The following is a 20,150-nucleotide window of genomic DNA, read 5'->3' as shown; positions in this document are numbered from 1 at the left end:
CATAACGTTCTCGTCATGCGAACGACGGGGACACGGAGAACGACTTGGGCCGCGGTGGCGTGCGCCGCAACCGCACTACTGACCACGACAGGATTCGCAGGCACCGGCGCGGCGAGCACACCCCGGCACGAGAACGTCGCCGCCTCCGCCGCGGTGCACACCCTCACCGCACCGGCAGAGCTCTCCGGGGACTCCATTCCCGCGGACTTCGCTTTCGTGATGGGGTACACGCCGGTGCCGATCGACGGGATACTCGCCAATCCCGGCGGAGACTGCTCGTCCCCCGTGCCGCTGCCCCTCGAGTTCGACACCTCGTGCAAGGCACACGACCTCGGGTACGACCTTCTGCGGTACGCATCACGGTCCGGCGAGGACCTGGGTCCCTGGGCGCGGCAGAGCCTCGACGCGCAGCTGGATCAGCGCATGCACGCGGCGTGCGACACCCGCGCCGACGAGCAGGCACGGGCGCAGTGCTTCGTGATGGCGAATGTCGCGACCACCTTCGTCACCGGAAACAGCTGGCGCCAGGGCTATTCGGCACCGGTCACCGAATCCGGGCTCCCGTATGTACTGGCAGGCGGTGTCGGTGTCGCGCTCCTCGCCGGCGCGGCCTGGTCGATCCGCCGCCGCCCGCATCCGGTCGGAGCCGTCGCATGACCACCGCCGCTCTGTCCGATCCCGGACGGAGCACGGTGCACGGTCGCTCGCGAACGAAGCCGAATGCCCTGCGCCGGACACTGGTCACGACGATTCCGGTCTCTGCTCTCCCCCGCGCCTCGTCCACGATCGTCGTCACCGCCGTCACACTCGCGTCTCTCGCTCCTTCACTGCTCCCCCGGAGTGCGCTGACGCAGGCCTTGTTCACCGGGGTCCTCGCCGCATTCGGTTTCGGGTTCGTCGTCCTCATCCGTCGGGTGAGGTACCTCGTCACCCGTTCGCGCAGCCATCACCCTCCGCGGGACTCGGTGCCTCTGCTGGTCCTGATCGGCGCCATGATCGTGGTGGCCTGGGCGATCGTGCTCGCCGACCACTGGCAGGATTCGCTGCGCGCTGCCATGGGCATGCCGGGCATCGGGCCGGATCACTGGATGCAGGCGATCATCGGGGCTGCGCTGACGTTCCTGCTGTTCGTCGGCATCGGCAGCTTCGTCGGCACGGTCGCCCGCCGTCTCGGCTGGATCGGCAGCGCCACCACCGCCGTCGTTCTCGCGACCGGACTGCAACTGGTCGCCGGTCCCGCGTTGTGGGGAATGATGTCGCGTTCCTACAGCGACTCCAACGCGCTCGTCGACGTGTCCCTGCACCGGCCGATGTCCGCCGAATTCTCCGGCAGCCCGGACTCCGCGATCAGCTGGGAGTCGCTCGGGCGCCAGGGACGACGGTTCGTAGCAGCGGGCGAGCAGTCGGCCGGCATCCGCACCTATGTGGGAATGGACTCGGCGCCGAACATCGAATCGCGTGCGGCACTGGCAGTCTCGGAGCTCGAGCGGGCCGGCGGATTCACCCGGTCCGCCATCGTCGTCACCGTACCCACCGGCTCGGGGTGGATCGACGAGAACGCCGCCGAGGGATTCGAGGAACGCTTCGCTGACGACGTCGCCATCGTCGGCATGCAGTACTCGTACCTGCCGAGCTGGATCACGTTCATGTTCGGACGTTCCGCTGCAGACGAATCGGCCGCGGCATTGTTCGATGCCGTCGCCGAGCGGATCGCCGACCTCCCCGACCTCCTGCGCCCGGCACTCTACGTCTACGGCCAGAGCCTCGGATCCGTCGGCGGCAGTTCAATTTTCACCGACGCCGACCAACTCCGCGAGCGAGTCTGCGGCGCACTGTGGGCAGGCCCGCCCGCCGGCTCCGTGCTGACGGACGGAGCGAAAGTGCTCGCGAACACATCCGACCCGGTGGTGTGGTGGTCCCCCGACCTGATCGTGCACCGACCCGACCTCTCGCTCGCAGAACGCGATGCGCCGGTACCCCAATGGATTCCGGGCATCACGTTTCTGCAGACGAGCGTCGATCTGGTGTCCGCGCTGAACTTCGCGGCCGGGCACGGACACCGCTACGGCAGCGAGCAGGGCACCGCCCTGCCCGACTGCTCCCAGCTCGGCGAGACCGGGCCCTAGTTCGGCGAGCCGATCGGACCGCGTGCAGCCTCGTAGGCGGCACCGACGCGGTACAGCCGCTCGTCGGCCAGCGCGGGAGCCATGATCTGCAGGCCCACCGGCAGACCGTCGTCCGCGGACAGTCCCGACGGCACCGACATCGCGCAGTGCCCGGCCAGGTTGGTGGGCAGCGTGCACAGGTCCGAGAGGTACATCGCGAGCGGGTCGCCGACCTTCTCGCCCAGCTTCCACGGGGTGAACGGGCTGGTGGGCGACACCAGGACGTCCACCTTCTCGTAGGCCTTCTCGAAGTCCCTGGCGATGAGCGTGCGCACCTTGAGCGCCTGACCGTAGTAGGCGTCGTAGTAGCCCGACGACAGCGCGTACGTGCCGATCATGATGCGGCGCTTGACCTCCGGGCCGAAGCCGGCGGCACGCGTCGCGGCCATCACCTGGTCGGCGCTCATGTCGCCCTCGTCGATGCGCAGTCCGTACCGCATCGCGTCGAAGCGCGCGAGGTTCGACGACACCTCGCTCGGCAGGATCAGGTAGTACGACGCGAGCGCGTACTCGAAGTTGGGGCACGACACCTCGACGACCTCGGCACCGAGTTCGGTGAGTTGCGCGACGGCGGCGTCGAACGAGGAGATGACCCCGGGCTGGTAGCTGTCGGAGTGCAGTTCCTTGACGACACCGACCTTGACGCCCTTGAGATTGCCGCCGGCACCCTCACGCGCAGCCGCCACCACGGGACGCACGGGCGCGTCGATCGACGTCGAGTCGCGCGGGTCGTGCCCGGCGATGACCTCGTGCAACAGTGCCGTGTCGAGGACTGTGCGGCCGCACGGGCCACCCTGGTCGAGCGAGGACGCGCAGGCCACCAGGCCGAACCGGGAGACCGTGCCGTACGTCGGCTTGGTGCCGACCGTCGCCGTGACGGCGGCGGGCTGACGGATCGAGCCGCCGGTGTCGGTGCCGATCGCGAGGGGGGCCTGCCGGGACGCGAGGGCCGCGGCACTGCCGCCGCCCGAGCCGCCCGGGATGCGCGTGGTGTCCCACGGGTTGTGGGTGGGGCCGTAGGCGGAGTTCTCGGTGGACGAACCCATCGCGAACTCGTCGAGGTTGGTCTTTCCCAGGATCGGGATGCCGGCCTCGCGCAGTTTCGTCGTGAGCGTCGCGTCGTACGGTGCGATCCAGCCTTCGAGAATCTTCGACGCGCACGTGGTGGGCATGTCGGTGGTGGTGAAGATGTCCTTGAGCGCCAACGGAACTCCCGCGAGCGGGGAGGCGGGCGCATTGCCTGCGGCGAGGCTGCTGTCCACTTCCTTCGCCGACACGAGGGCCTGCTCGCCTGCCACGTGCAGGAAGGCGTTCAGTTCGCCGTCGACTGCGGCGATCCGGTCGAGATGTGCCTGGGTGACCTCGACGGACGACACCTCACGGCGGTGGATCTTCGACGCGAGATCTGCGGCGTCGAGTGTGGTCAGTTCGGCGCTCATTCGCCCTCTCCAAGGATCTGCGGGACGGCGAAGCGATCCTGCTCGACAGCCGGGGCGCCGGACAGCGCCTGCTCGGGAGTCAGGCCGGGGACGATCACGTCGGGACGGGTCACGTTGGTGACCGAGTTCGGGTTCGCCATCGGCGGAACATCCTCGGCGGGTACCTCGGTGACCACCTTCACGTGGCTGAGAATCGAGTCCAGCTGACCGGCGAACTCGTCGAGCTCGGCATCGGTCAGGGCGAGTCGAGACAGCCGCGCGAGGTGCGCGACCTCGTCACGGGAGATGGCAGGCACCGCGGGGCCCCTTTCGGTTCGGACGTACACAAGTGGGTCCCAGCCTAGAGCCTGGCTCGATCAGCCGTGCAGCCAGCGCCGCAACCTGCCCGTCAGGAACGGCAGAACCACGAAGACCATCACCGGAGTCGTCACCACCGACGCCACCACGGTGCGGGTCACCACGTCCAGTGCCGCGAGCCGGGGGGTGACGAACAACGCGATGAGGAGTGATATCGGGAAGAAGCCGAGCCAGATGGTGACCGCCTGCTTCCATCGCGGCGGTGGCGGCGTGACCCGAACGGCGTGCGTGAGCGTCGACTGCGGTTCGAACCAGCCCTCCACCCCGGTCAGCCGGTGCGTGACCGTGTCCTGCGCGAGACCAGTCCCCCTGCCTACCCACACCTTCCTGGCGGGCGACGTCGTCCACGCCTCGAGAGTGTCCTCGTCCGCGAACCGGTACACCACGTGGTACTGCTCGGGATCGGACGCCGCACGCAGCCAGCCCCCGCCGAGGAACCCCGGGAATGTGCCCGCCATCGCCATCCCGGCGTCCGTCCAGCGCAGGAATTCCTGTTCCCGGCCGGCCGCCACCCGCCTCGAGACGGACGTCGTCACTCCCGTTGCCGTGGTGTTCATGCACCCATGTTTGGGCTGTCGTGTTTCGCGGACGAGGCGAATCCGTATCGGCAGTGTCACGAATCGAGCGCGACCTGCGAGTCCCCGTCCCGTCCCCGGCGAAGCCGCAGGGGGGACCGCATACTCGGGGACGAAAGTGCAAGGATGGTGAGCGACGGGGGTCGCAGGTACTCCCGCGTCTATCTCGTGGCGAAAGGGACGCACGTGTCGTATCTGCTTCGCGTCCAGCTCCCCGACCGTCCCGGTAGCCTCGGCTCTCTCGCCGTCGCCCTGGGCTCGGTGGGTGCTGACATTCTGTCGCTCGACGTGGTGGAACGGGGTGCCGGATTCGCCATCGACGACCTCGTGGTCGATGTCGAGCCGGGATCGCTCCCCGACACCCTCATCACGGCCGCCGAGAACCTGCCCGGCGTCACCGTCGACTCCATCCGGCCGTACGCCGGAATCCTCGACACCCACCGCGAGCTCGAGCTCATCGACCAAGTCGCCACCGCGGCGGACGATCGGTTGCAGGTCCTCGTCGACGGGGCGCCGCGCGTGCTCCGGGTCGGCTGGTCCGTGGTCGCCGACCTCGGACCGCACGGCGCATACCGTGTGGTCGGCAGCTCGGGAGCTCCCGAGACCCACGCCACCGAGATCCCGTGGATGCCGCTGGAGAAGCCCACTGCGCTCGACGGCGAGGGCGACTGGGTGCCGCAGGTGTGGCGCGACATGAACACCACACTCGCGGCGGCTCCCCTCGGGACCACCGGCCGTGTGCTGATGCTCGGCCGCCCCGGCGGCCCGGAATTCCGTCCGTCCGAGATCGCCCGGCTGGGTTACCTCGCCGGCATCATCGCGACGGTCCTGAGCTGACCGCCGTCCCGGGCCGAGAGGTCCGGCGGTGGTCGCCTCAGACCAGTTCGCGAACCAGGACCGTCAGCTCGACACCCGGCACGGGTACCCAATTGCGTTCGGGCACAGGCACGAAACCGTTGCGGTCGTAGATGCGGCGGGCATCTTCCATGTCCGGCTGGGTGGACATCACGACCGCGCGGTCCCCGCGGTCGTAGGCCGTGTCCAGCACGTGCCGCACGAGCGCCGACCCGACCCCGGACCCGCGGGCGTCGGGTGTCACGGCGAGCATCCGGAATTCGAGTTCACCCGGCTGCGCGACATCGGCGTACGGTGACGCCGGTTCTGCGATCGTGACGGAACCCACGATCTGGCCCTCCATCACGGCCACCCGGACATCCGCCTTCTCCGCGCGCTCGGCCGTGTCGCGCAACCGGTTCGTGTACGGATCGTGCGCCTCGACGAATCCGCCGCCCACGTAGGCGATCACCGTGAGGTCACCGACGGCCTCGTAGTCGTCCGGCGTCGCATTCCGAATCTCGATCATGTCCAGAACTATGACAGGACGGCTCACGCCGCCCAAAATGCGAGCGTGAGGTTCCGATCACACTCCGGAATCCGCGACCGCGTCCGGTCCGCCCTCCAGCAGTCGGCGGAACCCGTCCTCGTCGAGGACCGGCACTCCGAGTTCGACGGCTTTGTCGTGCTTCGTTCCCGGCGATTCGCCGACCACCACGAATGCCGTCTTCTTCGACACCGAACCCGCGGCCTTACCGCCTCGGACGAGGATCGCCTCCTTCGCCTGGTCGCGCGAGAACGTCTCGAGCGAACCCGTGACGACGATCGACAGTCCCTCGAGATTGCGCGGAATCGATTCGTCGCGTTCGTCTTCCATGCGAACCCCGGCCGCGGACCACTTCTCCACGATCTGCTGGTGCCAGTCGACGCCGAACCACTCGGCGACGGCAGCGGCGATGGTGCCGCCGACCCCGTCCACTGCCGCGAGTTCCTCGACGGAGCTCTCCCGGATCCGCTGGAGCGACCCGAATTCACCGGCCAACGCGCGCGCCGCCGTGGGACCGACATGACGGATGGACAGCGCGACCAGCACCCGCCACAGCGGCTTGTCCTTGGCGGAATCGAGATTGTCGAGCAGCCGGCGGCCGTTGGCCGACAACCCGCCGGCCTTGGTCCGGAAGAGCGACGTCTTGAGCAGATCGTCCTCGGTGAGCGAGAACAGGTCGCCCTCATCGCCGATCGCCTTCGCTTCGAGCAGGCTCGTGGCGGCCTCGTAGCCGAGGACCTCGATGTCGAATGCGCCGCGTCCCGCGACGTGGAACACGCGTTCCCGGAGCTGCGCGGGGCAGTACTGCTGGTTGGGGCAGCGAATGTCCGCGTCACCCTCCTTGGCGGGGGCCAGCGGCGTGTCGCACTCCGGGCAGTGGGTGGGCATCACGAACTCGTACTCGTCGCCGGTCCGGGCGTCGACCACCGGCCCGAGAACCTCGGGAATGACGTCACCGGCCTTGCGCAGCACGACCGTGTCGCCGATGAGCACGCCCTTGCGTTTGACCTCGGAGCCGTTGTGCAGGGTGGCGAGGGAGACGGTGGAGCCGGCGACCGTGACCGGTTCCATGTACGCGAACGGGGTGACGCGGCCGGTGCGACCGACGTTGACCCGGATGTCGAGGAGCTTGGTGGTGGCCTCTTCCGGCGGGTACTTGTAGGCGATCGCCCAGCGCGGCGCCCGCGATGTGGACCCCAGCCGGCGTTGCAGCGACGTCTCGTCGACCTTCACCACCAGACCGTCGATCTCGTGCTCGACGTCGTGCCGGTGCTCGCCCCAGTACTGCACCCTGTCCACGACGGCGTCCGCGCCCGTGACGCGGGCGGTATGGGTCGACACCGGCAGGCCCCACGCCGCCAGTGCCGTGTACGCGTCGTACTGGGAGACCGGCTCGAATCCTTCGCTCCGGCCGAGGCCGTGGCAGATCATCCCGAGGCGCCTGCGGGCCGTCACGGCCGGATTCTTCTGCCGCAGCGATCCGGCCGCGGAGTTCCGGGGATTCGCGAACGGCGCCTTGCCTTCCTCGACGAGCGCCGCGTTGAGTGCCGCGAAGTCCTCGAGCCGGAAGAACACCTCGCCGCGCACCTCGAGGAGCGCCGGGACCGGGTATTCGTCTGTGCCGGTGAGCTTTTCCGGGATATCGTCGATGGTCCGCGCGTTGAGCGTCACTTCTTCGCCGGTCCGGCCGTCGCCGCGCGTGGCGGCCCGGACGAGCCGGCCGTTCTCGTAGACCAGGTTCAGCGCCACCCCGTCGATCTTCACCTCGCACAGGTAGTGCAGGTCGGGGCCGGTCTCCTGCTCCACCCGGCTGATCCAGGTGCGCAGTTCGTCGGTGGCGAAGACGTTGTCGAGGCTGAGCATCCGCTCGAGATGATCAGCGGAGGCGAAGTCGGTGGCGAAACCGCCGCCGACGAGTTGTGTCGGCGAATCGGGCGTCCGCAGGTCGGGGTACTGGTTCTCGAGGTCGTTCAGCTCGCCCAGCAGCACATCGAACTCTCCGTCGGAGATGATGGGCGCGTCGCGGACGTAGTAGCGGAACTGGTGCTGCCGCACATCCTCGGCCAGCTCGTTCCAGTGCTCCCGGACGTGTCCGGGAGCCGGTGTCGGGGCTTCGGTCGATTCACTCACTACCGAAGATTAACCGGTCCGGCCGACACCGAACGCCGGACTCAGAGTGATTCGGGGTCGTCGGTGAACGCGCTGCTCACCTCGGCGCACAACTTCAGCGCGTCCCGGCTCCAGGACGCATCGGCGCCCGCGAGCCCGCAAGCGGGAGTCACAGCGACCTGGGTCCGCAGCATCGTGCGCGCAAATCCGAGCCGGTCGATCAGCGTCACCGCAGGTCGGGCGAGGTCGCGCCACGTGGCAGGCACGGCGGGAGCGTCGGTCGGGACGAGGCCCAGTGCCAGCTCCTTGCCCGCGTCGAGCAACTCGCCGATGCCGTCCAGGTCCGCGGACGCCAGCTGTGACACGTCCAGACCCACCGCGCGGGCACTGCTGCGCCGCAGGAGGTCGGTGGGCAGACCCGCGGAACAGCAATGCACCATGGTCACCGCGCCGCAGCCCGCGAGCGCGGCCTCGAGCACGGCGAGAGCCTCCGGTTCCGGCATCGCCCGCACGGTCTCGAGCCGCGATCGACCGGACAGTGTGCCCGCCAGCACGGCGGGCAGTCGCGGCTCGTCGAACTGGACCAACACCTGCGCGCCGAGACGTCGGGTGACTTCCGCGGCGTGCCGCGCGAGTCCCTCGCCCAGCGATTCGGCGAAGTCGCGCACCGCACCCGGGTCGGTGAGCACGCGCCGGCCGGTGCCGAGTTCAACCTCGGCCGCCAGCGTGAGAGGGCCGACCGACTGCACCTTCACCACGTGGTCGGCGCCGACGAGGCCCGCACTCTCCCACGCCTCCTCGAGGGCGTCGAGATCCTGGTTCAGGAGGTCGGTCGCCCGCTTGGCGACCGAGCCGCGACGCTGCACCACGCGGTAGGCCGTCGTGGACACGTCCAGTTGCAGATCCACGAGCAGAGCGCTGGCGCGTCCGATCATGTCGGCGCCGAGCCCGCGGGCGGGCAGTTCGACCAGGTGCGGGAGCCGGCCGAGTTCGCCGAGGACGACCGTGGCGGCTTCACGCGGATCGGTGCCCGGCCACGAGCCGACGCCGGTGACGGCTCCGGCCAGTGAGATACCTTGCGTCACTGCGTGTTCGGACGCGCGTCGGTACCCGAGATGGTTCCGCTGCCCAGCACGATGTCGCCTGCCGCGTCGGTCCGGTACAGCACGACCGCCTGCCCCTTCGCGACGCCGGTGAGCGGTTCGCGCAGCGAGATACCGATGCCGCCGTCGACCGCTTCGGCGACGGCCTCGGCGAGTCCGCCGTGGGCCCGCACCTGGACGGTGCATTCGACCGGTCCGGCCGGCGTGCTCCCGGATGTCCACACGGCGCGGTCCGCCGTGATGGCGTGCACCTCGAGGTTGCGTGCGGAACCCACACGGACGGTGCCGGTGTCGGGCTCGATCGACGTCACGTACCGCGGTTGCCCGTCGACTGCGGGACCCTGGACGCCGAGGCCCTTCCGCTGGCCGATCGTGAAACCGTGCACGCCTTCGTGTTCCGCGAGCACCTCACCCGAATCGGCGTCGACGACACTGCCCGGACGGACACCGATGCGGGCGCCCAGGAATGCGCGGGTGTCACCGGACGGGATGAAGCAGATGTCGTGGCTGTCGGGCTTGTTCGCCACGGCGAGGCCACGTTCGGTGGCCTCCTCCCGGATCCGGTCCTTCGGGGTGTCACCCACCGGGAACATCGCCCGCGACAGCTGCTCGGCGGTGAGCACACCGAGCACGTACGACTGATCCTTGCCCGCGTCGACGGCACGGCGCAGCACGCCGTTCTCGAGCTGCGCGTAGTGGCCGGTGGCCACCGCGTCGAACCCGAGGGCGATCGCACGGTCCGCGAGGGCCGCGAACTTGATCTTCTCGTTGCACCGCAGGCACGGGTTGGGGGTCTCCCCCGCGGCGTACGACGCCACGAAGTCGTCGATCACGTCTTCCTTGAAGCGGTCGGCGAAATCCCAGACGTAGAACGGGATTCCGAGCACGTCCGCGGCACGCCGGGCATCACCGGCGTCCTCCTTGGAGCAGCAGCCCCGGGATCCGGTCCGCAGCGTGCCTGGCTCGGCGGACAGTGCGAGATGCACTCCCACCACGTCGTGTCCGGCAGCGACCGCCCGTGCCGCCGCCACAGCGGAATCCACGCCGCCACTCATGGCCGCCAGTACTCGCATCAACGATCCCCTCCACGCGCTCCGACACCTGCGAGCCCGGCGGCGCGGGCCCGCTCCACAACTTGCGGCAGTGCCGCGATGACTGCATCCACGTCCGCGACCGTCGACGTGTGCCCGAACGAGAAGCGCAACGATCCCCGCGCGGTCGCGGAATCCACGCCCATCGCGGTCAGGACGTGGCTCGGGCGAGCGACTCCGGCGGTACACGCCGAGCCGGTCGAACACTCGATCCCGGCGGCGTCGAGCAGCATCAGCAGCGAATCGCCCTCGCAGCCGGGGAACGTGAAGTGCGCGTTGCCCGGCAGTCGCGCGCTGCCCACCGGCCCGTTCAGCACGGCGCCGGGAACGATCTCGCCGACGCGCTCGATCAGGCGGTCGCGCAGGACGGTCAGTTCCGCCGCGCGGGAGTCGAGGTCGGCGGTCGCGGCGTGCAGCGCCGCCGCCATGCCGACGACACCCGCCGTGTCCGGGGTGCCCGAACGCAGGTCGCGTTCGTGTCCCCCGCCGTGCAGCAGCGGCACACACGGCACCTGCCGTCCCAGCAGTAGTGCACCGACGCCCTGCGGTCCGCCGACCTTGTGCGCGGCGATGCTCAGCGCGGACAGCCCGCTCGCAGCGAAGTCCACGGGGATGTGCGTGACGGCCTGAACGGCGTCACTGTGCATCGGCACACCGAACTCGGCCGCGACCGCGGCGAGTTCGGTGATCGGCATGATCGTGCCGACCTCGTTGTTGGCCCACATGATCGTGACCAGGGCCGTCTCGCCCGCATGGACGGCGAGTTCGTCGCGCAGCGTCTGCGGGGACACCCGGCCCAGTTCGTCGACGGGCAGCCACGTGACCTGAGCACCCTCGTGCTTCTCGAGCCACTCCACCGCGTCGAGAACCGCATGGTGCTCGACGGAACTGGCGAGAATCCGCACCCGGCCGGGGTCGGCGTCGCGCCGGGCCCAGAAGATGCCCTTGACGGCGAGGTTGTCGCTCTCGGTGCCACCGGAGGTGAAGATGACCTCGGACGGCCTGGCACCGAGGTCGGCGGCGATGGACTCGCGGGCCTCCTCGATGCGACGGCGGGCGGCGCGCCCGGAACCGTGCAGCGAGGACGCATTGCCTACGGTCCTGAAGATGTCGGTCATCGCCCGGACGGCTGCGGGCACCATGGGAGTGGTGGCTGCGTGGTCCAGGTAGACGGGGTGATCGGCACTGCGGGCAGAGGTCATGACGTGACCAGGATAGCTCAGGCGACGAGACGCTCCGCCGCCTCGATGCCCGCGGCCGCCGTCCCGACCGCACCCTGCAGCGGATCGACGATGTCGTGCGCTGCGAGATCGATCCGTTCGTCGCCTCGTGCGGCGCGCTCACACCGGGCCGCCAGATCGCGACGGCACTCCCCCGGATACTCGATCGGCGCCAGCCGGACCTCCGCGGTGACACCCTTCTGACGGATGATGCGCCGGATCGACTGACCGATCGTCTCCTCGCCCACGAAGCACGGCCCGGTCGTCAGCTCCCCGCCCCGGCCGGTGTACCGCAGCGAGATCGGCTGGACGGGGCATTCCGCGTCGATCGCCGCCTGAAACAGCGCGGGCCGGAAGCCGCCGTACGCCCGTCCGCACCACGTGGTGCCCTCCGGGAACGCCACGACTCGTTCGCCGCCGCGCAGCCTGCCCGCCGTCGTCGCCACCGTGTCCGGGAGCGCCCGCAGGCTCTGCCGCTCGATCGGGACGACCCTCATCCGCCGCGCGAGCGACCCCAGAACCGGCCAGTCCAGCAGATCCCCGCGGGCGACGAAGTTCGCCGGTCCGATCGCGCTGAGCACCAGCACGTCGGTCCACGACACGTGGCCGGCCACCACCAGGATCCCGCCGGTGTGGCGGCGCTTTCCGCGATGATCTACGACGACGAGTCGAATTCCCACGCAGCGCAACAGGATCGCCGCGTACCGCCGCTGCAGTCCGGTCCGCCACGACCGGGGCAGCAGCCATCCCGCGGTCAGGAGCGGCGCCGTCGCCAGGGCCGACACCACGAGGCACCACCGAACGACCACGGTCGGGGTCGACACACCGTTCGCCTCGGCGGGCAGACATCCAGCGCCGCACGGACTCGACGGCATCCACGAGTGCACGGTCACCTCGGTCGACTCGGACACGGCCGTGCTCATGCCCGTGCCCCCGCCTCGAGAGTGGCCGACGCCGACCGCAGCCGTTCGAGGTACCGCTCGTTGGCGCCGTGCAGTCCCTGCAGGGCGACGAAGTCGGCGACACCGAACTCCGGATCGTGCGCGGGCTCACCACACACCTTGGCCCCGAGGCGCAGGTAGCCCCGGAGCAGCGGCGGCAGGGTCGGCCGGGCGGGCGGCTCGATCTCGTCGAGCGACCGCCCGTCGACGCGCACCGGGTTCCTGGGCACGGCCCGCGCGGCCGGGTCGTTGCCGTACTTGCGGAGCAGCAGATCACGGACCCCGCGGACGTTGGAACCGGCGACGGCGTCCGGATGCTCCCGCATCGGCACGGAGACGCACCCCATGACCCATTCGTATCCGGTGAGTTGCAGGTAGTGGAGGATGCCGGCCCACATCAGGCTCAGGACCGAACCGGAGCGGTGGTCGGGGTCGACGCACGCCCGGCCCATCTCGACGATGCGGTTGCCGACGGGGTCCAGAGCGGAGATGTCGAATTCGGTTGCGGTGTAGTAGCCGTCGGCCTGGGCAGCGGCGTCGGGTGGGAGCATGCGGTAGCACCCGACGAACTCGCCCGACTCCTCGTGGCGGACGAGGAGGTGGTCGCAGAAGTCGTCGAACCGGTCGGCGTCGAGGGCATCCGCGTGTGCGGGGACGGAGAATCCGGGTTCGGAGGCGAACACGCGGTAGCGCAGCCGCTGGGCGGCCACGCGGTGTTCGCGGTCGGACGAAACGACCAGGGAGTATCGGGGCGTGGTTACAACAGAATCGGCGGTCTCACTCGGTGCGCGGAGAACTGACGAAGTTGTCATGGCGCAGGTTTACCGAGCAGGGGCGGCGCGGGGGCATCGCCCGGGTGTCGTGTCGATGCAGCCCGGATGAACGACGGAAGATACGACGGCGGCCCCGCTCCCTCGAAGGGAACGGGGCCGCCATCGGTCCGGAATCAGCCCTTGTGGGCCTTGACAGCCTCGGTGAGCTGCGGAGCGACCTTGAACAGGTCGCCGACGATGCCGTAGTCCGCGATCTCGAAGATCGGGGCTTCCTCGTCCTTGTTCACGGCGACGATGGTCTTCGACGTCTGCATACCTGCGCGGTGCTGGATGGCACCGGAGATGCCGAGCGCGATGTACAGCTGCGGGGAGACCGTCTTACCGGTCTGACCGACCTGGAACTGGCCCGGGTAGTAGCCCGAGTCGACCGCGGCACGCGAGGCACCGACAGCGGCACCCAGCGAGTCGGCGAGTTCCTCGACGACGGAGAACTTGTCGGCGCTGCCGACCCCGCGGCCACCGGAGACGACGACGGTAGCCTCGGTCAGCTCGGGGCGGTCGCCACCGACGATCGGATTACGCGAGGTGATCTTGACGGCGCCCTCGTCCTGGGCCGGAACCTCGACGGAGACCTGCTCGCCTGCGCCTGCTTCGGGCTTCGCCTCGATGGCACCCGGGCGGACCGAGATGACCGGGACGTCGCCGTTGGCCTTGGCCTCGACGGTGAACGCGCCACCGAAGATGGAGTGCACGGCGCTGCCGTCGGACTTCACGTCGACGACGTCGACGAGCAGGCCGGAGCCGATGCGGGCAGCAAGACGTCCGGAGACCTCCTTGCCCTCGACGCTGGCGGCGGTGATGACCGCAGCCGGGGCGGCCGACTCGACGAGCGACGCGAGCACGTCGACCTTCGGGGTGACCAGGTAGCCGTCGATGTCGTCGGACTCGGCGACGTAGATCTTGGCCGCGCCTGCGGCGGCGAGGCCCTCGGCCAGCTTGTCGGCGGTACCGGCGGGACCGGTGACCACTGCGGCCGGCTCACCGAGCGCGCGAGCGGCGGTGATGAGTTCGGTGCTGACCTTCTTCAGCGCACCCTCTGCGTGCTCGACGAGCACCAGTACTTCTGCCATGTCTAACTCTCCCTGTATGTGTCTGCTGGTCTGTAGAGGGGCGCGATCAGATGATCTTCTGGCCCACGAGGTAGGCAGCGATCTTGCTGCCGCCGTCGCCCTCGTCGACGATGCGCTCACCAGCGGTACGCGGGGGCTTGGGGGTGGAAGCGGTGACGGTGGTGCCCGCGTTGGCGACACCGACGGTCTCCGGGTCGACACCGAGGTCGGCCAGCGTGTAGACGAGAACTTCCTTCTTCTTCGCGGCCATGATGCCCTTGAAGGAGGGGAAGCGGGGCTCGTTGATCTTCTCGGTGACGCTGACGATGACCGGCAGGCTCGCCTCGAGGCCGAAGAGGCCCTCGTCGGTCTCGCGCTCGCCGGTGGCGGTGCCGTCGGCGACCGTGAGCTTGCGCAGCTGCGTGAGCTGCGGGATGCCCAGGTACTCGGCGATGATGGCCGGAACAGCGCCGACGCGGCCGTCGGTGGCCTCGTTACCGGCGATGATCAGGTCGGCAGGCTCTTCGTTCTCGAACGTGATCTGCCCGAGTGCCGCGGCCAGGGTCCACGCGGTCTGCACCGCGTCGGAGCCGTGGAGGGCCGGGTCGTTGATGTGCACTGCCTTGTCGGCACCCATGGACAGGGCCTTGCGGATGGCGTCGGTGGCGCGGTCCGGACCTGCGGAGAGGACGGTCACCTCGCCGCCCTGAGCCTCCTTGATCAGGAGCGCTTCTTCGACGGCGCGCTCGTTGATCTCGTCGAGCACTGCATCGGCGGCCTCGCGGTCAAGCGTGTAGTCACCGTCAGTCAGCTTGCGCTCGGACCACGTGTCGGGGACCTGCTTGATCAAAACAACGATGTTCGTCATGGGTCTTCGTCGACCTCCTGTGTGTTCTTGCGTGGTTATCGTGAGTTGCTCCGCGTGGGCCGAGCTCCCGTTTTCGATATTTCGTCGCACGATTGCTCTGCGACAGATTACCCCACGTTAAGTTACCCGTCGGTAACTTACGTGAAAGTCTCGTTCACCATAACGGCCGAAAGCGCATTTCATCCCTGTGATGTAGACCACCTGGACGAGCGACCTTGCCGGTGGCACTAACCTCGCACCGGTGAGCGAATCATTTGTCGGCGACCGCGAGGACGCACCGCTGCCCCCGCTCGGTCACGAGCAATTGCCAACGACCGGAGACGAGCAACTGCCCCTCACGGGCGAGCGGACCGTGCCCGGGATCCCCGAGGAGAACTACTGGTTCCGGCGTCACGAGGTGGTCTACCGCGACCTCCTCCCCCGCTGCGCGGGACGCCGGGTGCTCGAGGCCGGATCCGGAGAAGGCTACGGCGCCAACATGATTGCCGATGTGGCACAGAGTGTCACCGGACTCGACTACGACATCTCCGCGGTCGAACACGTGCGTGCGCGGTACCCCCGCGTCGACATGCTGCACGGCAACCTCGCGGAACTTCCCCTCGACGACGAATCCGTCGACACCGTCGTCAATTTCCAGGTGATCGAACACCTGTGGGACCAGGCCCAATTCCTGCGCGAATGCTTCCGGGTGCTGACGCCCGGAGGGGAACTGCTCGTCAGCACACCCAACCGCATCACGTTCTCGCCGGGCCGCGACACACCCCTCAATCCGTTCCACACCCGCGAACTCGACGCGGCCGAGCTGACCGTACTGCTCGAGGAGGCCGGGTTCACGGTCGCCCTCATGACCGGCGTCCATCACGGCGATCGGCTGAGGTCCCTCGACGCCAAGCACGGCGGCTCGTTCATCGGCGCGCAGATCGACCGCGCACTCGCCGGTGAACCGTGGCCCGACGAACTGACCCGCGACGTCGAGGGCATCACCGTCGACGATTTCGCCCTGCACGAGGGCGACATCGACGACAGCCTCGACCTGGTGGCCGTCGCGGTGAAGGATCCTGTTCGGTGACCGAAACCGACAACCGCACCGGAGCGGGCGACGCGACGGAACCGGGCATGTTCTGCCTGGTTCTGCACTCTCACCTGCCCTGGCTCGCCAACCACGGTCGGTGGCCGGTGGGCGAGGAGTGGCTGTACCAGTCGTGGGCGGCGTCGTACCTCCCCCTCACCGCGATGCTGCGGCGGCTGTCCGACGAGGGTCGCTCGCATCTGCTGACCCTCGGCATCACCCCCGTTCTCGCAGCTCAGCTCGATGATCCGCACTCTCTCGCGGGAATGCATCACTGGCTCGGGAACTGGCAGATCCGCGCGCACGAGGCGGCAGGCCTGCCCGACGAGGCGCACCGCGATCTCGGTGCCCGCGAGCACCGCGCCTCCGCCGCCGCACTCGCCGACTTCGAGCTGCGCTGGCTGCACGGCGGCTCACCGGTACTGCGCGACCTTCTCGACCGCGAGGCGTTCGAACTGCTCGGCGGGCCGCTGGCCCACCCGTTCCAGCCGCTGCTCGACCCGCGGTTGCGCGCCTTCTCCCTTCGCGAGGGGCTCGCCGACGCCACCGCGCGGTGGAACTGCACACCGACAGGTATCTGGGGGCCCGAATGCGGGTACACCCCCGGCATGGAGACCGGATACGCCGAGGCGGGCGTCACTCATTTCATGGTCGACGGTCCCGCCCTGCGCGGCGACACGTCGCTCGGCAGGCCGGTCCGTGAGTCCGACGTCGTCGCGTTCGGACGCGACCTGCAGGTGAGCTACCGGGTGTGGTCGCCGAAATCGGGCTATCCCGGGCACGGCGCCTACCGCGACTTCCACACGTACGACCACGACACGGGTCTCAAACCGGCCCGGGTCACCGGCCGCACGGTCGACTCGGCCGACAAGGCGCCGTACGACCCCGCCCTCGCGACGGCCGCGGTCGATCGGCACGTGGCCGACTTCGTCGCCACCGTCCGCAAGCGGCTGCGCGCCGAGTCCGAGCGCATCAGGCGGCCCGCTCTCGTCGTCGCGGCGTTCGACACGGAACTGTTCGGGCACTGGTGGCACGAGGGCCCCGAGTGGCTCGAGAAGGTGCTGCGCGCGCTGCCCGAGGCCGGAATTCGGGTCGGCACCCTCGACGACGCCCGCAGTCAGGGCTACGTGGGCGAACCCGTCCAGCTCGAGAACTCGTCGTGGGGATCCGGCAAGGATTGGCGGGTATGGGCCGGCGATCAGGTCTCGGACCTGGTGCAACTCAACTCCGAGGTGGTCGCGACCGCCCTCGACACCGTCGACAAGACTCGCGACGCCGACACCGCCCCAGGACGTCCCGCGCTCCGGAGCCGCGTGAACGATCAGATACTGCGGGAGGCACTCATGACGGTGTCGAGCGACTGGGCGTTCATGGTCAGCAAGGATTCGGCGGCCGGGTATGCCCGCGACCGGGCACACAAGCACGCGCACGCCACCCGCGAGATCGCCGCCGCGGTCTCGGCGGGCAAGGACGTGGCCGCGAACCGGCTCGCAGAGGGATGGAACCGCGCCGACGGCCTGTTCCCCGGGCTCGACGCGCGGCGTCTGCCCGGCAGGGACCACCGGCTGACGGGCACCGAGGGAGGGGCGTCGTGAAGATCCTGATTGTGTCGTGGGAGTACCCACCCGTCGTGGTCGGCGGTCTCGGCCGCCACGTCCACCACCTGGCCACCGAACTCGCAGCGGCCGGACACGAAGTGGTGGTGCTGTCGCGACGACCGTCGGGCACCGACGCCTCCACCCATCCCACCGTCACCCACATCGAGGACGGCGTCCTCGTGGTCGCCGTCGCCGAGGACCCCGCGCACTTCGTCTTCGGCGAGGACATGCTGGCGTGGACACTCGCGATGGGGCACGCGATGGTGCGGGCCGGTGTCGCCCTGCACAAGCCGGGTGTCGGGGAGGGCTGGCAGCCGGACGTGGTGCACGCGCACGACTGGCTCGTGGCGCACCCGGCCATCGCGTTGGCCGAATTCTACGACGTCCCTTTGGTTTCCACGCTCCACGCCACCGAGGCCGGGCGGCACAGCGGTTGGGTCTCCGGCCGGATCAACCGGCAGGTGCATTCGGTGGAATGGTGGCTGGCCAACGAATCCGATGCGCTCATCACCTGTTCCGCGTCGATGCAGGACGAAGTGACCACACTCTACGGTCCGCAGCTCCCGCCGATCACGGTGATCCGCAACGGAATCGACCTCACCACCTGGAGCTTCCGCGAGCGCGCGCCGCGGTCCGGACCGCCGAAACTTCTGTTCGTCGGCCGCCTCGAATACGAGAAGGGTGTGCAGGACGCCATCGCCGCGCTTCCCCGCATCCGCCGCAGCCACCCCGGGACGACCCTGTCGATCGCCGGTGAGGGCACCCAGTTCACCTGGCTCTACCAGCAGGCCCGCACCCATCGCGTCGCCCGTGCCGTGAACTTCCTCGGCAACCTCGACCACATCGAGCTGCACGGGTGGCTGCACGGCGCCGACGCGATCGTCCTGCCCAGCCGGTACGAGCCGTTCGGCATCATCGCACTCGAGGCCGCCGCCTCCGGAACCCCGCTCGTGGCGTCCACCGCCGGCGGCCTCGGTGAAGCGGTCGTCGACGGGGAGACCGGCATGTCGTTCCAGCCGGGCGACGTCACCGGGCTCACGTCCGCGGTCCGGGAGGTCCTCGACGACCCGGCCGGGGCCCAGCAGCGTGCGGTGGCCGCGCGCGACCGTCTCACCGCCGATTTCGACTGGCACACGGTGGCCGAGGACACCGTCCACGTCTACGCGGGCGCCAAGCGTCGCGTGCGGCACCCGTTGGCGAGGCCGGAGATTCCCGAGCGTCCGCTGCCCGGTCGCTGACGAGGCCCTCAGTCCGTGCGTGCCCGCCGGATCCGGATCGGACCCCGTGCCGATCCCGGATCCACCACGGCGCCCTTCTGAGTGACCTCGACCTCCCCGGCGTCGGCCAGACGCCGGGCGGCCTCCCGAACCGGTTCCATGAGGGGTCGCCAGTCATCGGGTGCGACGGCGCGCGCGACATCCGACGGGCAGATGCTCGCACTCTCGGAACGGGTGTCGAGGAGCGCCCGGATGCGCTCCTCCAGTTCGCTGTCCGACACCGTCATGATGCCGACTATGCCACCGCGTCGGTCAGTTCTCCTGCGCCGCCTTCTTCCGGGCGATGTCTTCGAGGGCCGCGATGTACTTCGCGCGTTCGGACGCGCCTGCGTCCCACTCGGCCTTGCGGTTCTTCACGGGCTTGGCGGGCGACCCGACGGCGATGCTGAAGTCCGGGATGTCGCCCTTCACCACGGCATGCGCGCCGAGGACGCAGCCTCGCCCCACCCGCGTGTTGCGGAGAACCGTGACCTTGGCCGCCACCCACGTGTCGGGTCCGATGCGGACCGGGCCCTTCACGATGCCCTGATCCTTGATCGGGACGTTCACGTCGTCCATGCGGTGATCGAAATCCGTGATGTAGCACCAGTCGGCCACGAGCGTCGACGCACCGATCTCGATGTCGAGGTACGCGTTGACGACGTTGTCCTTGCCGAAGACCACCTTGTCGCCGATGCGCAGCGAACCCTCGTGGCAGCGGATCGCATTGCCGTCGCCGATGTGTACCCAGCGGCCGATCTCGAGCCGCGACAGGTCGGGGGTCGAATGGATCTCCACCCGCTTGCCGAGGAACACCATGCCGCGCAGGATCACGTGCGGGTTGGCCAGCTTGAACTTCGCGAGCCGGTAGTACCGCACGAGGTACCACGGCGTGTACGCCTTGTTCGCCAGCACCCATCGCAGCGAGTCGCGTGTCAGGAAGCGGGCCTGCTCGCTGTCGCTCCGCCGGGATCCTCGCCACCTCGTACGCAACGGTGCGCCCCACATGCTCGTCATAGCCTGTCAGCCTACGTTCACGGCTCGCGCCTCCGTTCGGGTGTGTCCGGACTCCGACACCCGCATCGGGGTGTGCCGA

General features: G+C 69.2%; 20 protein-coding genes. 6 read left to right on the top strand and 14 right to left on the bottom strand.

Going from position 1 to position 20,150, the window contains the following annotated elements; translation table 11 throughout:
- The first annotated feature begins 15 nt into the window (after positions 1-15).
- Together ACFWAY_RS11385 and ACFWAY_RS11380 are read left to right on the top strand one after the other, a co-directional pair.
- On the top strand, positions 16-657 hold the full coding sequence (locus ACFWAY_RS11385) for a hypothetical protein (protein ID WP_378510700.1): 642 nt from the start codon (positions 16-18) through the stop codon (positions 655-657).
- On the top strand, positions 654-2,126 hold the full coding sequence (locus ACFWAY_RS11380) for an alpha/beta-hydrolase family protein (protein ID WP_378510699.1): 1,473 nt from the start codon (positions 654-656) through the stop codon (positions 2,124-2,126). The genes ACFWAY_RS11385 and ACFWAY_RS11380 overlap by 4 nt, the downstream gene beginning before the upstream one ends.
- On the opposite strand, the gene gatA is transcribed toward ACFWAY_RS11380, so the two are convergent.
- The 3 genes from gatA to ACFWAY_RS11365 are packed head-to-tail and all read right to left on the bottom strand — an operon-like array spanning position 2,123 to position 4,518.
- The gene (gatA, locus tag ACFWAY_RS11375) at positions 2,123-3,604 is read right to left on the bottom strand and encodes an Asp-tRNA(Asn)/Glu-tRNA(Gln) amidotransferase subunit GatA (protein ID WP_378510698.1); all 1,482 of its coding nucleotides are present in this window, start codon (positions 3,602-3,604) and stop codon (positions 2,123-2,125) included. The two genes, ACFWAY_RS11380 and gatA, sit on opposite strands and share 4 nt — an antisense overlap.
- Entirely contained in the window at positions 3,601-3,900 is a 300-nt protein-coding gene (gatC, locus tag ACFWAY_RS11370) for an Asp-tRNA(Asn)/Glu-tRNA(Gln) amidotransferase subunit GatC (RefSeq protein WP_378450181.1), read from the bottom strand. Before gatC ends, gatA begins: the two co-directional genes overlap by 4 nt.
- 60 nt (positions 3,901-3,960) lie before the next feature.
- The gene (locus tag ACFWAY_RS11365; RefSeq protein ID WP_378450180.1) at positions 3,961-4,518 is read right to left on the bottom strand and encodes an antibiotic biosynthesis monooxygenase; all 558 of its coding nucleotides are present in this window, start codon (positions 4,516-4,518) and stop codon (positions 3,961-3,963) included.
- Positions 4,519-4,722: 204 nt separating this feature from the next.
- Here ACFWAY_RS11365 and ACFWAY_RS11360 point away from each other — a divergent pair, with 204 nt between their 5' ends.
- The gene (locus ACFWAY_RS11360; protein WP_025432327.1) at positions 4,723-5,373 is read left to right on the top strand and encodes an amino acid-binding protein; all 651 of its coding nucleotides are present in this window, start codon (positions 4,723-4,725) and stop codon (positions 5,371-5,373) included.
- A gap of 37 nt (positions 5,374-5,410) precedes the next feature.
- On the opposite strand, the gene ACFWAY_RS11355 is transcribed toward ACFWAY_RS11360, so the two are convergent.
- The 9 genes from ACFWAY_RS11355 to ACFWAY_RS11315 form a co-directional block, all read right to left on the bottom strand.
- Positions 5,411-5,899 (bottom strand): GNAT family N-acetyltransferase, encoded by a 489-nt coding sequence (locus ACFWAY_RS11355; protein WP_378450179.1) that lies wholly within the window; start codon positions 5,897-5,899, stop codon positions 5,411-5,413.
- Between the two features lie 57 nt (positions 5,900-5,956).
- Positions 5,957-8,047: an NAD-dependent DNA ligase LigA gene (gene ligA / locus ACFWAY_RS11350; RefSeq protein ID WP_378450178.1), complete on the bottom strand. Its 2,091-nt coding sequence runs from the start codon at positions 8,045-8,047 to the stop codon at positions 5,957-5,959.
- A 41-nt stretch (positions 8,048-8,088) separates the two neighbouring features.
- Complete coding sequence (locus tag ACFWAY_RS11345) at positions 8,089-9,111, bottom strand: methionine synthase (RefSeq protein ID WP_378510697.1); 1,023 nt, start codon at positions 9,109-9,111, stop codon at positions 8,089-8,091.
- Complete coding sequence (mnmA, locus tag ACFWAY_RS11340) at positions 9,108-10,202, bottom strand: tRNA 2-thiouridine(34) synthase MnmA (RefSeq protein ID WP_378510730.1); 1,095 nt, start codon at positions 10,200-10,202, stop codon at positions 9,108-9,110. The genes ACFWAY_RS11345 and mnmA overlap by 4 nt, the downstream gene beginning before the upstream one ends.
- Positions 10,202-11,422, bottom strand: coding sequence for a cysteine desulfurase family protein (locus ACFWAY_RS11335; RefSeq protein WP_378510696.1), 1,221 nt, complete (start codon positions 11,420-11,422; stop codon positions 10,202-10,204). The genes mnmA and ACFWAY_RS11335 overlap by 1 nt, the downstream gene beginning before the upstream one ends.
- A gap of 17 nt (positions 11,423-11,439) precedes the next feature.
- On the bottom strand, positions 11,440-12,363 hold the full coding sequence (locus ACFWAY_RS11330) for a lysophospholipid acyltransferase family protein (RefSeq protein ID WP_378510695.1): 924 nt from the start codon (positions 12,361-12,363) through the stop codon (positions 11,440-11,442).
- On the bottom strand, positions 12,360-13,193 hold the full coding sequence (locus ACFWAY_RS11325) for a GNAT family N-acetyltransferase (RefSeq protein WP_378510694.1): 834 nt from the start codon (positions 13,191-13,193) through the stop codon (positions 12,360-12,362). The genes ACFWAY_RS11330 and ACFWAY_RS11325 overlap by 4 nt, the downstream gene beginning before the upstream one ends.
- Positions 13,194-13,327: 134 nt before the next feature.
- A complete protein-coding gene (locus ACFWAY_RS11320) occupies positions 13,328-14,284 on the bottom strand; it encodes an electron transfer flavoprotein subunit alpha/FixB family protein (RefSeq protein ID WP_378450172.1) in 957 nt (318 codons plus the stop codon).
- A gap of 46 nt (positions 14,285-14,330) precedes the next feature.
- Entirely contained in the window at positions 14,331-15,131 is an 801-nt protein-coding gene (locus ACFWAY_RS11315; protein WP_378450171.1) for an electron transfer flavoprotein subunit beta/FixA family protein, read from the bottom strand.
- 241 nt (positions 15,132-15,372) lie between these two features.
- On the opposite strand from ACFWAY_RS11315, the gene ACFWAY_RS11310 reads away from it, so the two are divergent.
- Genes ACFWAY_RS11310 through ACFWAY_RS11300 form a run of 3 tightly spaced genes read left to right on the top strand, consistent with a single transcriptional unit; the run spans position 15,373 to position 19,036 of the window.
- A complete protein-coding gene (locus tag ACFWAY_RS11310) occupies positions 15,373-16,200 on the top strand; it encodes a class I SAM-dependent methyltransferase (RefSeq protein ID WP_378510693.1) in 828 nt (275 codons plus the stop codon).
- The gene (locus ACFWAY_RS11305; RefSeq protein ID WP_378510692.1) at positions 16,197-17,795 is read left to right on the top strand and encodes a 1,4-alpha-glucan branching protein domain-containing protein; all 1,599 of its coding nucleotides are present in this window, start codon (positions 16,197-16,199) and stop codon (positions 17,793-17,795) included. The genes ACFWAY_RS11310 and ACFWAY_RS11305 overlap by 4 nt, the downstream gene beginning before the upstream one ends.
- A complete protein-coding gene (locus ACFWAY_RS11300; RefSeq protein ID WP_378450168.1) occupies positions 17,792-19,036 on the top strand; it encodes a glycosyltransferase family 4 protein in 1,245 nt (414 codons plus the stop codon). The genes ACFWAY_RS11305 and ACFWAY_RS11300 overlap by 4 nt, the downstream gene beginning before the upstream one ends.
- Before the next feature lie 8 nt (positions 19,037-19,044).
- Here the strand turns inward: ACFWAY_RS11300 and ACFWAY_RS11295 are convergent, their stop codons facing one another.
- Entirely contained in the window at positions 19,045-19,302 is a 258-nt protein-coding gene (locus ACFWAY_RS11295) for a DUF3253 domain-containing protein (protein ID WP_378510691.1), read from the bottom strand.
- Positions 19,303-19,327: 25 nt separating this feature from the next.
- The gene (locus ACFWAY_RS11290; RefSeq protein ID WP_378450166.1) at positions 19,328-20,071 is read right to left on the bottom strand and encodes an acyltransferase; all 744 of its coding nucleotides are present in this window, start codon (positions 20,069-20,071) and stop codon (positions 19,328-19,330) included.
- Between the last annotated feature and the right edge of the window lie 79 nt (positions 20,072-20,150).

It is taken from the genome of Rhodococcus sp. NPDC059968 (genome assembly GCF_042738615.1).
Lineage (GTDB): Bacteria > Actinomycetota > Actinomycetes > Mycobacteriales > Mycobacteriaceae > Rhodococcus_F.
This window is presented reverse-complemented; position numbering and strand designations above follow the sequence as displayed.